This window comes from Alloyangia pacifica (assembly GCF_900116195.1).
In the GTDB taxonomy this organism is placed as follows: Bacteria; Pseudomonadota; Alphaproteobacteria; order Rhodobacterales; family Rhodobacteraceae; genus Salipiger; species Salipiger pacificus.
Genome location: NZ_FOZW01000002.1, coordinates 144,073 through 157,876, shown reverse-complemented (window position 1 = coordinate 157,876; position 13,804 = coordinate 144,073). Strand labels below are relative to the sequence as shown.

Annotated in this window: 15 protein-coding genes; 7 read left to right on the top strand and 8 right to left on the bottom strand. The window is 68.3% G+C overall.

Annotated features, from left to right (window positions below):
• Positions 1–155 precede the first annotated feature (155 nt).
• A complete protein-coding gene (locus tag BM397_RS05205) occupies positions 156–635 on the top strand; it encodes a CYTH domain-containing protein (protein WP_092419305.1) in 480 nt (159 codons plus the stop codon).
• A 107-nt stretch (positions 636–742) separates the two neighbouring features.
• Here BM397_RS05205 and BM397_RS05200 read toward each other — a convergent pair whose 3' ends face one another.
• From BM397_RS05200 to aroA, 7 genes are all read right to left on the bottom strand, one after another.
• Positions 743–1,870 (bottom strand): saccharopine dehydrogenase C-terminal domain-containing protein, encoded by a 1,128-nt coding sequence (locus BM397_RS05200; protein ID WP_092419302.1) that lies wholly within the window; start codon positions 1,868–1,870, stop codon positions 743–745.
• Positions 1,867–2,928: a saccharopine dehydrogenase gene (locus tag BM397_RS05195; RefSeq protein WP_092419299.1), complete on the bottom strand. Its 1,062-nt coding sequence runs from the start codon at positions 2,926–2,928 to the stop codon at positions 1,867–1,869. Before BM397_RS05195 ends, BM397_RS05200 begins: the two co-directional genes overlap by 4 nt.
• A gap of 65 nt (positions 2,929–2,993) precedes the next feature.
• Positions 2,994–3,647 carry a histidine phosphatase family protein gene (locus tag BM397_RS05190; RefSeq protein WP_092419296.1) on the bottom strand — a complete coding sequence of 218 codons (654 nt, stop codon included), beginning with the start codon at positions 3,645–3,647 and terminating at the stop codon, positions 2,994–2,996.
• Positions 3,648–3,748: 101 nt separating this feature from the next.
• A complete protein-coding gene (locus BM397_RS05185) occupies positions 3,749–4,747 on the bottom strand; it encodes an aldo/keto reductase (protein ID WP_092419293.1) in 999 nt (332 codons plus the stop codon).
• Between the two features lie 2 nt (positions 4,748–4,749).
• Positions 4,750–5,373 carry a (d)CMP kinase gene (cmk, locus tag BM397_RS05180; protein ID WP_092419290.1) on the bottom strand — a complete coding sequence of 208 codons (624 nt, stop codon included), beginning with the start codon at positions 5,371–5,373 and terminating at the stop codon, positions 4,750–4,752.
• 58 nt (positions 5,374–5,431) lie between these two features.
• Positions 5,432–5,935 (bottom strand): hypothetical protein, encoded by a 504-nt coding sequence (locus tag BM397_RS05175; protein WP_092419287.1) that lies wholly within the window; start codon positions 5,933–5,935, stop codon positions 5,432–5,434.
• Complete coding sequence (gene aroA / locus BM397_RS05170; protein ID WP_092419284.1) at positions 5,932–7,278, bottom strand: 3-phosphoshikimate 1-carboxyvinyltransferase; 1,347 nt, start codon at positions 7,276–7,278, stop codon at positions 5,932–5,934. Before aroA ends, BM397_RS05175 begins: the two co-directional genes overlap by 4 nt.
• 214 nt (positions 7,279–7,492) lie before the next feature.
• Here aroA and BM397_RS05165 point away from each other — a divergent pair, with 214 nt between their 5' ends.
• From BM397_RS05165 to BM397_RS29270, 4 genes are all read left to right on the top strand, one after another.
• Complete coding sequence (locus tag BM397_RS05165; protein ID WP_245695936.1) at positions 7,493–8,710, top strand: MFS transporter; 1,218 nt, start codon at positions 7,493–7,495, stop codon at positions 8,708–8,710.
• Positions 8,711–8,962: 252 nt separating this feature from the next.
• A complete protein-coding gene (locus BM397_RS05160; protein WP_092419281.1) occupies positions 8,963–9,901 on the top strand; it encodes a sulfurtransferase in 939 nt (312 codons plus the stop codon).
• The gene (locus tag BM397_RS05155; RefSeq protein ID WP_092419278.1) at positions 9,901–11,040 is read left to right on the top strand and encodes a YeeE/YedE family protein; all 1,140 of its coding nucleotides are present in this window, start codon (positions 9,901–9,903) and stop codon (positions 11,038–11,040) included. Before BM397_RS05160 ends, BM397_RS05155 begins: the two co-directional genes overlap by 1 nt.
• Positions 11,037–11,201, top strand: a complete 165-nt coding sequence (locus BM397_RS29270) for a hypothetical protein (protein WP_176806461.1) — start codon at positions 11,037–11,039, stop codon at positions 11,199–11,201. Before BM397_RS05155 ends, BM397_RS29270 begins: the two co-directional genes overlap by 4 nt.
• A 318-nt stretch (positions 11,202–11,519) precedes the next feature.
• Here BM397_RS29270 and BM397_RS05150 read toward each other — a convergent pair whose 3' ends face one another.
• The gene (locus BM397_RS05150) at positions 11,520–12,275 is read right to left on the bottom strand and encodes an SDR family NAD(P)-dependent oxidoreductase (RefSeq protein ID WP_092419274.1); all 756 of its coding nucleotides are present in this window, start codon (positions 12,273–12,275) and stop codon (positions 11,520–11,522) included.
• A gap of 114 nt (positions 12,276–12,389) precedes the next feature.
• On the opposite strand from BM397_RS05150, the gene BM397_RS05145 reads away from it, so the two are divergent.
• Both BM397_RS05145 and BM397_RS05140 read left to right on the top strand, forming a co-directional pair.
• Positions 12,390–13,292 carry a LysR substrate-binding domain-containing protein gene (locus BM397_RS05145; RefSeq protein ID WP_092419271.1) on the top strand — a complete coding sequence of 301 codons (903 nt, stop codon included), beginning with the start codon at positions 12,390–12,392 and terminating at the stop codon, positions 13,290–13,292.
• Positions 13,293–13,360: 68 nt separating this feature from the next.
• A complete protein-coding gene (locus BM397_RS05140) occupies positions 13,361–13,681 on the top strand; it encodes a hypothetical protein (protein ID WP_092567365.1) in 321 nt (106 codons plus the stop codon).
• Positions 13,682–13,804: the final 123 nt, after the last annotated feature.

Sequence of the window (13,804 nt, the reverse complement as noted above, 5' to 3'; positions counted from 1 at the left end):
GTCCTTTTTCGTTCGGACCCAGCGGACGTTACGCGTGTCTCGATCCCGGGACATCTTGGCGGAAAAGCATGGTTTTGCCCGGTGGCGCTCGACCGGGCGCCGGGCTAAAGCTGGATTCGCAAAGAGCCCAAAATTTCATCCATCCTAAGGCGACCATGGCAAAGGAAATCGAACGCAAGTTCCTCGTGGCCGACCAGGGCTGGCAGATCGAGGCCGTCCGCAGCGAACGCCTGCGCGACGGGTTGATCGCCGCCGCGGACGGGCGCAAGGCCCGCGTCCGCTTTTACGACGACCGCGCCACCCTGTGCATCAAGGGTCGCCGCGACGGGCTGTCGCGCGACGAGTTCGAATACCCCATCCCGGCGCAGGATGCCGAAGAGATGCTCGCCTCCCATTGCGAGAATCTCGTCGAAAAGACGCGCCACTACGTTCCGGCGGGGCCGCTGGTCTGGACCGTGGATGTCTACGAAGGGCTGCTGGCCGGGATCATCATCGCCGAGGTCGAACTGCCCGCGATCGACACGCCCCTGCCCCTGCCCGCATGGGTGGGCCGCGAGGTGACCGGACTGCAGGAGTATCGCAAGGTGAACATGGTCGCCGAGCGCAAGACGATGATCGCCTCTACCGCCGCCTGAGACCTTCCCGAGAGCGACAGGCAGGCGACCGGGCCGGCGCAACTGCGCCTTGCCCTTCTTACAGAATGCGCCGGCGAGGCCCTCGCCCCGCCAGCGGCTCACTTTTCTCAGCCGGCCTCATCGACGCGCATCATCCGCTGCGCGAGGCTCTCGACCCCGCCCAGCCAGCGCGTGACCAGCTTCGGGTCCGACGGTGCCGCCGAGACACCCCGTTTGATCTCGCGGTTCAGCACCGCCTCGATCGCCCAGGACACCGGCATGGACACCAGCCGCGCCATGGCCGAGCCGCGCGCGTCGCCCCAGGCGTCCATCACCCAGGTCTTGTGCCAGACCGTCTCTCCGGCCTTCTCGGCCTTCAGCGTCACGCAGAGTACCACCCGGTCGGGCTCGCCCTCTTCGTACTTGTTCTCGGCAAGCAGGTCGGAGGCCATCTGCGCCAGCCGCGCATCGTCGGCTGTCTCGACCTCGGCGAAGATGTCCTTCCACGCCTCGGACCAACCGTTCAGGCGCAGCGTGCCGCGCACGAAGTCCTTCACCTTCCAGTCCTGACCGAACTCGTACTGCTCGATGAACGGCAGCGAGTCGCGGTTGGGATAGACCTCGAAGCTCTCGGGCGGATCGAGCGGCGCATCGTAGCGGGTCAGCGCATCCCAGGGACGCTGCACGTTCAGCTCTTCGAAGTGGCGGATCGAGCGCGAGGGCGAACGCAGCGCCTTCAGCACGCCGACCGGTGCCCAGGAGAACTTGTAGCGGAAGGCATTGGCCTCCTTCGGCACGCCGCCGCAATAGCTCAGGAAGCTGATCTCATTGGCGGGATCGAAGGCGCCCGACGCCCGGTAGGCCGCAACGAGGTCATGCGCCATCAGGTGATCGATCCCCGGGTCGAGCCCGACCTCGTTGACCAGCGCCACCCCGGCCTCCTTGGCTTTCGCATCAAGCCCGCGCATCTCCGGCGAGATGTAGGAGGACGACACGAAATGCGCCTTCTTCTTGATGGCGATCTCGGCCAGCATCACGTGCCAGTCGCCGGGCAGCATCGAGACGATCACATCGCCTTCCTGCACCGCCGACTCCACCGCCTCGGGGGCGAAGGCGAGAATGCGGTTCGTCAGATCGCCCACGGCCTCGCGGGCCTTGGTTTCGGTCCGGTTCCATACCATCACGTCGTGGCCGGCTTCGATCAGGCGTCGCAGCCCCGGGATGGACGAAAGCCCCGTTCCGCACCAATGAATCATGCAAGTTCCTCCTTGAGGTATCTGTCGTAGGTCGCCGCCGCCCGGCCCCAGACGCCCGCGTCCAGCGCGGGCAGGGTCAGCAGATGCGGCAACAGTTGCGCGGCGAAATCCTCCGAGCTCTCCCGCGGGAGCAGCGAGGGAAGGTTGTCGATCGCCATGACGTCGAGCGGCGGCTCCTCGTGAACGCGAAGCGCGGGGGCCTGCCAGTCGGTCACGCGGTCATAGACCTTCACCGGCGAGAAGTCACTGTCGGGATCGCAGGCAATGTCGCCGATGGCGCGCAGCCTGCGCGCGCCTGTTGCCGCCGAGGCGGGCACGAAGACCGGCGTGCCGGGATGGGCGAGAATGCAGTTGAAGAAGATTTCATGCTCCAGCACCTCCGGGAACGGCCCGCCATGGGCGGTCTCGGCCATGTCCCAGCCGGTGACCTCGACGCCGACCTTGCGGCAGAGGTCCGACGCCCCGGTGCCGACGCGCCCCAGCGCGCCGATGACCAGCGCCTTCGGACGCCCGCCGCCCGCCGCGTCGAGCGCGTCGGTGACCGATGCCTCCATCGCCGCCGCCCCGGGCCAGACAGAGACTGGCGCGCAGAGCCCGCCCTGCTTCTGCGCCGCATAGGCCAGCAGGGTTACCGCCGCCCCGGCGTAGCCCGCCCAGTAGCCAAAGGCCGCGACGCGCCGCCCGTCCTCGGCGACGAGATATTCGAGATCGTAGAGCGCCCCGCCGCCCGCGACGAAGCGCTTCAGCAGGAGCTGCCCGGCGGGCTGGCCCTTGAAGGCATGGCCGAACATGATGTGGCGATGGCGCAGCGGCGTGCCGTCCTCGGGCAGCTCCTTGAGGCCGAAGATGATCGCATCCCCCGGTGCCTCCGGCCAGCTGTTCTCCGGCGCGATCTCGGCGCCGGCGGCGCGGTAGCCCTCGATGCCGATGACCCGCGCGCGGCTTTCCTCGACGGTGACGCGCAGCCCCGCGGCGATCAGCGCCTTCACCCCCTCGGGGGTCACGCCCACCCGGTCCTCGTTCTGCCGCTGCTCCGCGCGCACCCAGAGATGTGTCATCCGTTTCTCCACAGCCAAATTCCCCGCCTTGCTATAGAAAAGCACAACGCGGGGAAAGCCGGCCGTCAGAGATGGGTGCGTGCCAGTGATCGCTCCGCGCCTTCGAGGTGCGGCACCGCGTTGAACAAAGTCAGGCATAGCCCGGTCGAAAGCGGCTGGAAGCGGTGCAGCGAGGTGTTCTCGATGGCTAGGCAGGCATGCGCCAGCGCCTGCACCTCGAGCCCCATGGTCACCCGCATCGCCATGCCGATGAGCCCACCCGACGTGACCACCACGGCGCGCCCCTCGCCCGCGGCGATCTCGCCCAGCACCTCGCGCACGCGGCTCTCGAAATGCTCGAAGCTCTCGGGCACGCCTTCGAGCCTCCCTTCGCGCCAATAGCCGAGCAGCCGCGGCATGTGGCGGATGAAACCCTCGCGGTCCGGCGGCAGGGCAATGCCGTGCTGCTGGTCCATGAGCTGCGCCATGGTGAAATACTCCAGCTCGTTGAGCCGCGCGTCCTGCACCACCTCGAGCCCGATCGACATCTCCGCCGCGGTCTCGCGGTGGCGCTGCAACGTGCCCGAATAGGCACGGGCAAAGACCTCGCCGGTGCCGCGCAGGTGATCGCCCAGCCAGCGCGCCTGCTGGCGCCCCAGATCGCTCAGCCGGTCATAGCTGATCTCGTCCTTGGCATGGGTATTTGCCTGCCCGTGCCGCACGAGGGTGACATGAGACATGCCCCGCCCCTTTCATTGTTCCATCAAATACGCCGTGGGAGAGCCGCGCAGCGGCGAGGAGGCAGCACCCCCTTCCCTTGTCCCGCGGGACACCGGCAAACTCAGCAAAAGTTCTCGGGACCGACGCGCTGCATCACCGAGTAGCGGTCGCCATGCGCCCAACCGACGGGAAGCACCTCCTCGATCCGCGCGAGATCGCCGTCCGAGAGCGTGGCGCTCAGCCCGGTCAGAAGCTCCCGGAAGTGCGCGACCGAGCGCGTGCCCGGGATCGGGATCACGTGATCGCCGCGGGTGAGCAGCCATGCGATGGCGAGACCCGCGGCGGGCAGCCCCATATCGGCGGCCAGCGCGCGGAACCGGTCGGTGATGACAAGGTTCGCCGCGAGGTTCGGCTCGGTGAACCTCGGGTTGCCCGCGAGGAAAGGGTTCGCCGCGATGGTCTCGGTGCCGATCGGGCTGTCGGTCAGCAGCGAGCGGCCCACCGGCGAAAAGGCCACGAAGGCGGTGCCCAACTCCTTGCAGGCCGCCAGGAGCCCCAGTTCGACGAACCGCGTGGCGAGCGAGTATTCCGACTGCACCGCGGCCACAGGGTGCACCGCGGCGGCCCGGCGCAGCGAGGACGGCGCGATCTCGGAAAAGCCGAAGCTCTTGATCTTGCCCTTCTTCACCAGCCCGGCGAGCGTCTCGGTGACCTCCTCGATGGGTCGGTCGGCCTCGCGGCGGTGCACGTAGAAGAGATCGACCTGCTCGATCCCCATGCGCGCCAGAGAGCCGTCGAGTTCGCCTTCGAGGTGGGCGGCAGAATTGTCGTAGCAGCGGTTGCCGTCCGCGTCCTTGGTGATGCCGGCCTTGGTGGCGATATGCAGCGTCTCGCGCGCCCCGGGGTTGGCTTCCAGCCACGCCCCGATCGCCTTCTCCGAGCGCCCCATGCCATAGACGTTCGACGTGTCGATATGCACCACGCCGGCCTCCGCCGCGGCGTCGAGCACCGCAAAGGAGTTCGCTTCAGTGGTTGGCCCGTAGAACTCGGCAAAGGACATGGCACCGATACCGAAGGCGGGAACCTCGGGGCCGCCGGACCCCATGCGAACTGTCTTCATGCTCATCCTTTCACACGCTCAAGGCTGCGCGCCTCCACCGCCGAGATTGCGGCGGCCACGGCAGCTTCGACGTCCAGCTCAGAGGTGTCGATCATCATCGCGTCGGTCGCCGGCTTCAGCGGCGCGTCGGCGCGGGTCGCGTCGCGGTGGTCGCGCTCGCGGGTCTCGGCCAGAACCGTCTCGAAATCGGTCACGGCCCCTCCGGCCACCAGTTCCTCGTAGCGGCGGCGGGCGCGCACCTCGGCGCTGGCGGTGACGAAGAGCTTGGCCTCTGCCTCCGGGCAGATCACCGTGCCGATGTCGCGCCCGTCGAGAACCGCGCCACCGTCGCGACGGGCAAAGGCGCGCTGGAAGTCGAGCAGCGCCGCGCGCACCTCGGGGATCGCCGCCACGCGCGAGGCGGCCTGCCCCACGGCGGCGGTGCGCAGCCCCTCCACCTGAAGGTCATCGGGCACCAGTTCCTGAGCCGCGAGGATCGGCTCGACCCCGTCCAACATCTTGCGCCCGACGGCGCGGTAGAGCAGCCCGGTGTCGAGATGGGCAAAACCGAAATGTGCCGCGACGGCGCGGCTGATCGTGCCCTTGCCGGCAGCCGCCGGCCCGTCGATGGCAATGGTAAAGGCCATGGCCGTCCCTTTCTTTCAGATCGCGGCCTTTATGGCCCCCGCCGGGAAGGGCCGCAAGTTACCTGCCCCGCTGCTGCTTCCAGAGGCCGAAGAGCGCTGCGCCACAGACCGCCAGCAGCACGTACTTGAGCCGGGTGAACAGGCTCGACCACTCGACCAGCGCCCGGTCGAGCGCCACCGGCCCACGCAGCAGCATCTCGTTGATCAGCAGGTTCTCGGCGGCATCCGCCCCGATCCAGGCGAGCGCCAGCACCACGAAGATCCCGCGTCGCCACCACGCTCGGCCCTTGGAGAGATAAAAGGCCCCGAGCAACATCGCGAGGCCGAAGACGACGCGGAAGGCCAGCCCGAGCCAGCGCATTTCCAGCAGGTAGACCGCCCGCGCGTCGTCGCTCAGCGCCAGCAGGTAACGCTGCGCCTCCGCCGCCGAATAGCCGAAGACCCGCAGATCGAAGGGCAGCAACCCACCGGTGCCGGGCCAGAGCACCGCCCAGGTATAATAGCCCATGCAGATCAGCAGCGCGGCGGCGAAGGCCGCAACGAGCGGCAGGATGTGTTTCACGCGTCGCGGCCCATGTCGGCACCAAGGCCGGTCATCAGCGTCTCGAAGATCGGGAAGGAGGTGGCGATCGGCCCGCCGTCGTCCACCCGCACCGGTGCCTCGGTGGCCAGCCCCATGACCATGAACGACATGGCGATGCGGTGGTCCAGGTGGCTTTCCACGGTCGCCCCGCCCTTCACGTCGCCGAAGCCGCGGCCATGCACCGTCCACCAGTCCTCACCCTCGTCGACCTCGACGCCGTTGAGGCGCAGGCCGGTGGCCATGGCGTCGATGCGGTCGCTTTCCTTGACGCGCAGTTCCTTGACGCCGGGCATGTGGGTCTTGCCGCTGGCAAAGGCCGCGACCACCGAAAGCACCGGGTATTCGTCGATCATGCTGGCGGCACGCTCGGCCGGCACCTCGATGCCCTTGAGGTTCGGCGAGAACTTGGCGCGCAGGTCGGCGACGGGCTCGCCGCCCTCCTCGCGCATGTTCTCGAAGGTGAGATCCGCGCCCATGTCCTGCAGGGTGAAGAACAGCCCGGCACGGGTCGGGTTGAGGCCGATGTTCGGCACCAGCACGTCCGAGCCCTCGGTGATCAGCGCGGCGCAGACCGGGAAGGCCGCCGACGAGGGATCGCGCGGCACGATGATGGTCTGCGGCTTCAGCTCGGGCTGGCCGACCAGCGTGATCACCCGGCCTTCCGGGCTCTCCTCGGTGGTCACCTGCGCACCGAAGCCCGTCAGCATCCGCTCGGAGTGGTCGCGGGTCGCCTCGCGCTCGATCACCACGGTCTCGCCCGGGGCGTTGAGCCCGGCCAGCAGCACCGCCGATTTCACCTGCGCCGAGGGCACGGGCGTGGCATAGCGCACCGGCAGCGCATCCGCCGCGCCAACGATGGTCATCGGCAGCCGCCCGCCCTTGCGCCCGTAGGCGCGCGCACCGAAGAGCGCCAGCGGATCGGTGACGCGGGCCATGGGCCGCGAGTTCAACGAGGCGTCACCGGTGAAGGTGGCGGTGATCGGCGTCGTCGCCATGGCGCCCATGATCAGCCGCACGCCGGTGCCAGAGTTGCCGCAGTCGATGACATTGCCGGGCTCGGCGAAACCGCCGACGCCAACGCCGTGCACGTGCCAGGTGTCGCCCGTCTTCTCGACCTCGGCGCCGAAGGCGCGCATGGCCTTGGCCGTGTCTAGCACGTCCTGCCCTTCCAGCAATCCGGTGACCTTGGTCTCGCCCACTGCCATGGCGCCGAGGATCAGCGACCGGTGCGAAATGGATTTGTCGCCCGGCACATGTGCCTCGCCCTTAAGGCCCGCGGACTTGCGGGCAATCATCGGAATGGGGTCCCCGTGGCTCGACATGGCGCCTCTCCTGTTATCGCTCGCGCGCCTGATAGCAGCGGGATCGGGCTGCGTCCATCGCCCGAACGCCGCATCCGCGCGCAAGGCCGGTCGCTGTGGTCGAGAAACCTGGCCCCACCGCTTGCCACGCCTGCCGCTGCGTCCTAGGTGTGATCTCAGGGAGTGAGGCAGACCCGGAATCCCTCCCGATTCCCGACAGACCAGATGGATTGGCATGACCGACAGAGCGGCCCATACCGCGCCTGCCTCGATGGCCGGCAGCGAGAGACAGATTTCTGCACGCATGGTGCTCTTCGCACTCGCCATGGGCGGCTTTGCCATCGGCACCACGGAATTTGCCGCCATGGCGCTGCTGCCCAGCTTCGCCCGTGACCTCGGCGTCAGCGAGGCCCGCGCGGCGGATGCGATCAGCGCCTATGCGCTCGGCGTGGTGGTCGGCGCGCCGGTGCTCGCGGTGGCCGCGGCGAAGATGCGCAAGCGGATGCTGCTAATCTGGCTGATGCTTGCCTTCGCCGCCTTCAACACGCTCTCGGCCATGGCGCCGACCTTCGGCCTCTTCACTGTCTCGCGTTTCTTCTCGGGTCTTCCGCATGGCGCCTATTTCGGGGTGGCGGCGCTGGTCGCGGCCTCGATCGTGCCGCGCAACAAGCGCGCCACGGCGGTCTCGCGGGTATTCCTCGGGCTGACCATTGCCACCACCATCGGCGTACCCGCCGCAAGTTGGCTGAGCCAGTACATCGGCTGGCGCTCGGGCTTCGTGATCGTCGGCGCGCTGTCGCTGGCGACGGCGCTGGCGGTCTACCTCAAGGCGCCGCGCACCCCGGCCGATCCGAACGCCAACCCCCTGCGCGAGCTCGGCGCGCTGAAGAACCGCCAGGTCTGGCTGACGCTGGCCACGGGCGCGGTCGGCTTCGGCGGCTTCTTCGCAGTCTACACCTACATTGCCTCGACGGTGCAGAGCACGCTTGGCGCCTCCGAGGACATGGTGGCGGTGATGCTGATGTCCGCGGGCGTCGGCATGACGATCTTCAACCTCCTGATGGGGGCGCTGGCCGACAAGAACCTCAACCTTACCGCCTTCGTCTCCTTCGGCGGCGGTGCGCTGGTGCTGGCGCTCTTCCCGGCCGCCGTGTCGGGGGGCCTCTGGACCATGGGCGTCGCGGTGCTCTGCATGAGCATCCTCGGCGGTGTCTCGACGGTCATGCAGACACGGCTGATGAACGTCGCAGGCGAGGCGCAGCAGCTTGCCGCCTCGCTGCACCACGCGGCTTTCAACGTCGCCAACGCGGTCGGGCCCTTCCTAGCGGCGCGGGTGATCGCCGCTGGCCACGACTTCCCCTCCTCGGGCTATGTCGGGGCGGCGCTGAGCGCCGGGGGCTTCGTGCTCTTCGCGATCACGCTCTGGGATGCGCGGCGCAGCGGTATCGAATGAGGTGATCGGGACAGGGGTCCGACACGACCCGGGTTTCGCCGCAGCGAATAAGAACATCGTCACCAAAGGAGGGGCGCGCAGGGAATGATATTCCATCCGCGCCGCTCCCAGAAATCGCTGATCCAAGCCGCGCCGGATCGGCGGAGCACTGTCCCGGCCGCGCTGCGCCCGGGTGCCCTGCCAGCCCTTGCAGCGCAGGCTATCTGACCGAAATAAGGCCACAAAAGACCCCGTTTACGAGAAGGCTCCACAATGACCTACAAAGCGATTGCTCTCTCCGCCGCGATCAGCGGCCTCGCAGCGACCGGTGCCCTTGCCGCCGACCTGGGCCCGCTGGTCAGCCCCGCCGAGCTCGAAACCGCCCTGAACGACGCCGAGACCCCGCAAGTGCTGGACATCCGCGGCGACGCCTATGCCGACGGTCACATCGCCGGCGCCGTCTCGGCCCCCTACGGCCTGTTCCGCGGCCCCGAAGACAACCCCGGCGCGCTGGTGCCGTCGGACCAGCTGGAAACCACCTACGAGAAGCTCGGCCTCGAACCCGACGCGCAGGTGGTCATCGTCTCGCAGGGGGACACCGACACCGACTTCGGTGCCGCCGCCCGCGTCTACTGGACGCTGAAGAGCTCGGGTTTCACCGATCTGTCGATCCTTAACGGCGGCTCGCAGGCCTGGGTGAATGCCGGCCTGCCGCTGAGCAAGGACGCCGTGACCCCCGAGCCCACCGAGCTCGACATCAGCTGGAACGACGCCTGGACCGCCGAGACCCCCGAGGTCGCCGACGTGGTCGACGGCGGCCACGAGGCTCTGCTGCTCGACGCCCGCCCCGCCGCCTTCTTCGAGGGCAAGAAGGCGCATGGCGCCGCCGCCAAGCCCGGCACCCTGCCCGGCGCGCAGAACTATGCCTACACGCAGTTCTTCCAAAGCGGTGCCACCGCAATCGGCCAGATTTCGGATGTGCAGGCGCTGAAAGCCTCGCTCGGCGTCGACGACGGAGAGGAGATCGTCTCGTTCTGCAACACCGGCCACTGGGCGGCCACCAACTGGTTCGCGCTGAGCGAGATGGCGGGGATCGAGAACGTCAAACTCTACCCCGGCTCGATGGTCGAATACTCGCAGACCGGCCGTGACATGCAGAACTCGCCGGGCCTGTTCAAGAACCTTCTGAACCAGGTTACCGGGGGCAACTGATGAGCCAGGCAACGCTACAGGGGGCGGCAGAGACCGCCCCCGCAGGCCCCTTCGGAAAGCGCGCCGGGCTGATCCTCGGCGCGCTTGTCATAGTCGCGCTGGTCGCGCTTTTCGCCGGCGCGCGCTACGGGCTGCTGCTCGCGATCGGCCTCGGCTTCGGCATCGCGCTCGAAGGCATGCGCTTCGGTTTCGCCGGGCCGTGGCGCGCGATGATCCTGCGCCGCGAACCCTCGGGGGTGCTGGCGCAGCTGCTGGCGATCGCGCTGGTTGCCGTGGTCGCCATTCCGCTGCTGTCGAGCCACGCCGGGGAACTCGTCGGTGCGCAGGCCCCCATCGGCTTTGCCATGGTCGGCGGCGCCTTCGTCTTCGGCGCCTGCATGCAGATCGTGCTCGGCTGCGGCTCGGGCACGCTGGTCAACGCCGGAAGCGGCAACCCGGTCAGCCTGCTGGCGCTGCCCTTCTTCGCACTCGGCAGCTTTGCCGGGGCCTGGGGTCTGATCTGGTGGACCGATCTCGGCGCATTGCCGATCCTGACGCTTTCGGGCGGCGCCGGCCTTGGCGTGACGCTGGTGCTGCTGGCGCTGGCCGCCGCGATCTTCCTGTGGCGCGCCGCGCCCGGCGCCGTGAAGCTGAGCCGCCGCCACGCCATCGCCGCCGTGGTGCTGGCGCTGCTGGCAATCGGCAACCTGCTGGTGGCGGGCCAGCCCTGGGGCGTGGTCTACGGGCTCGGGCTCTGGGCGGCCAAGGGCTATAGCGCGCTCGGTGGCGACCTCTCGGCCTCGGCCTTCTGGGCCGCGCCGGGCTCGATGGAGCGCGTGCAGTCGAGCGTGCTGACCGACTACACCTCGCTGACCGACATCGGCATCATCCTCGGCGCCTTCGGCGTGGCGGCCTGGCGCCGCGGCGCGCTGGCGGCGAAACTCCCGACCTACCCGGCGCGCGCCTGGGTCGCGACCATCGTCGCGGGCTTCCTGCTCGGCTATTCGTCGCGGCTCGCCTTCGGCTGCAACGTGGGGGCGTTCTTCTCGGGCATCTCGACCGGCAGCCTGCACGGCTGGGTCTGGTTCATCGCTGCCTTCGGCGGAGCCTTCCTCGGCATCCGGCTTCGGCCCATGCTGGGACTGGAGGCGCGGTCATGACCCGCAGCTTCACCGCCTCTCTCGCGCTGGCCTTCGTCGCAGCGCTGCTGGTCTTCGACCTCACCAGGACCCCGCCGAATCCCTACCAGGCCCCCGCCATATTGGCCTTCGGCTCTGGCAGCGCCGCCTCGGGCGGCTTCTGCGGTGCCTTGCCGGACTGAGCGTGAGCGGTGTTTCCGCGTGGCCACTCTGCTGGTGGCCACGCGGACCTCACCCCAAGCGATTCTGCACCAAGTCGCAAGATTTCTGCTGTAAGTCGCTGAATTACCGGGATTCACGAAAGATTCACCCTACTCCGATTAGCGTCGAGGCAGGGTTGTTTCCAATGTGAGTGGTATTCTTTTAAACCCTGCACTCCTTGGGTCCGGACGGCAGACCTGCCGGCGGCCCAAGGAGCTTTTGATGCGTTTCATGCGTGGTCACGCATGACGCCTTCATCCACGAAAATGACCTCCGCTGCGCCGCACGGGCGCAGGCTGTCAGAGGCGCTGCCCGCCCGACAGTTCAACCCGTTGACCGGTCATCCACGACAACCCGCCGGTCAGCAGCCCGGCAACCCCCGCGCCGATGTCCTCGGCCTCGCCCACCCGGCCAAGCGCGGTCATACCAGAGATGCCCGCGTTGATTTGCGCATTGTCGCGCACCGCACCGCCGCCGAAATCCGTGGCGATTGCGCCCGGAGCAATACAGTTTACCCGGATGCCGCGTGGCCCGAATTCCTGCGCCGCGTAGCGCGTCAGTACCTCCACCGCGCCCTTCATCGAGGCATAGGCGGCGTAGCCCGGCAGCGTGAACCGCGCGAGGCCGGAGGAAACGAAGAGCACGGAGCCGCCCTCGGAGATCACCGGCGACAAGGCGCGAGTCAGCAGGAAGGGCGTGCGCACGTGCACGCGGTACAGCAGGTCGAGGTCTTCCGGCCCGGTCTCGGCAATGCTGCGGTGAACCCCGAGACCCGCGTTGTTCACCAGATAGTCGAGGCTGTCGCGCCCGAAGGTCTGAGAGAGGGCCTCGCGGACCCGATCGGCAAATTCCGCGATGTCGCCATGCTCGGCATCGAAGGGCAGCATCGCTGCCCGCACGCCAAGCACCTCGATCTCGCGCGCGACCTCGGCGGCGGCCTCGGGCGAGCTGTTGTAGGTGCCGATCACCTCGACACCCGCGCGGGCGAGGTGCAATGCGGCGGCGCGGCCAAGGCCACGGCTCGCGCCGGTGATGAGGGCAATTTTAGGGGTCATGTCGGTCTCTCCTGTGCTTGGGCAGCATGGCCGCCCGCCTGCCGGAAGAGATACGTTGCTCGCAGCATGCGATAAATCGTATAGATTCGTATAGGCTATCCGGATATCCGAACAATGCAGCAACTCGACCTGAACACCCTCGCGCAGTTCGTCGCCGTCGCCCGGCACCTGAATTTCCGCCGTGCCGCAGCCGAGCTGGCGATATCCCCCTCGACCCTCAGCGAGCGCATCCGCGAGCTGGAGGCGCGGCTCGGCGTACGGCTGCTCAACCGGAACACCCGCAGCACCTCGCTGACCGAGGACGGTGAGCGCCTGCTCGCGCGCACACGCGATGCGATTGCCGTGCTGGATGAGGCCGCCGCCGCCGTCGGCAGCGGGCGCGACGCTCCGCTGGGCGGGCGCATCCGCATCAACGGCCCCGCCCCGGCGATCGAGCTACGGCTGATGCCGCTGGTGACCTCCTTCCTCGCGCGACACCCGGGGGTGCGGATCGAGGCGGTCAGCGAAGGCGATCTGGTGGACGTGGTGGCGCGCGGCTTCGACGCCGGGCTGCGCTACGACGAAACGCTGGCGCAGGACATGGTGGCCGTGAGGCTGGGCCCCGACCAGCGCATGCTGGTCGCCGCAGCGCCCGAATACCTCGCGGCGCGGGGCACGCCGCTCACCCCCGACGACCTCGCGCAGCACGCCTGCATCACCCATGTTTTCGGCACCGGAAACACCCTGCCCTGGTCTTTCGAGAAGGACGGACGGGCGCTCGACATCCGACCGCAGGGGCGGCTCTCGGTGAACAGCTCCGCCGCCGCGCTGGTCGCGGCGCGCGCCGGGCACGGGCTGATCTATGCCTTCGACGAGTACCTCTCGGCGGACCTCGAGACCGGGCGGCTCGTGCAGGTGCTCGGCGACTGGACGCCGGCCTTCCCCGGCCCGTCGCTCTACTTCACCGAGCGACGGCTGATGCCCCCGGCGCTGCGCGCCTTCATCGACCACGTGAAGTCGCATGCCCCGCGCGTCTAGCTCACCTTGCGCGTGCCCCCCGACGGACTATCTTTGGTGTGTTGAATGCTGACCGATCGGGACCCACCATGAAAAGCCTTGCTGTCGTCTTCGCCCTCGGAGCCATGCTGGTCGTCGTCGGCGCTGCGGCCACCAGCCGTGCGCGGACACCGACCAATACGGACCGGGCATCGACACCCGATACGCAGCCGGAGGGCGAACGCTACGCGATGAGCCTCGGCCGGCCCGTCGAGCTCACGCAGGGCGAGATCCAGCAACTGCGCATGCTGGTCCCCGGGATTGACGCAGGCATGATTCCGCCGGAGAGGATCGGCAAACTCCGCGCAGTCCTCTATGGCAGGGAAAGCGATGCCAACAAGCGCAGCCGGATCAAGAGCCTGCTGAACTGAACCGGCCCAGCCCAAGGTCCGATGCAAATGCCGCCGGAAAGCTCCAACTTAACAGAGACCCGGATGGCCCCTACTCGGCCGCCGATCAGGGTCGCTACTAATAGCGCAGTACGTGGGCAGGGC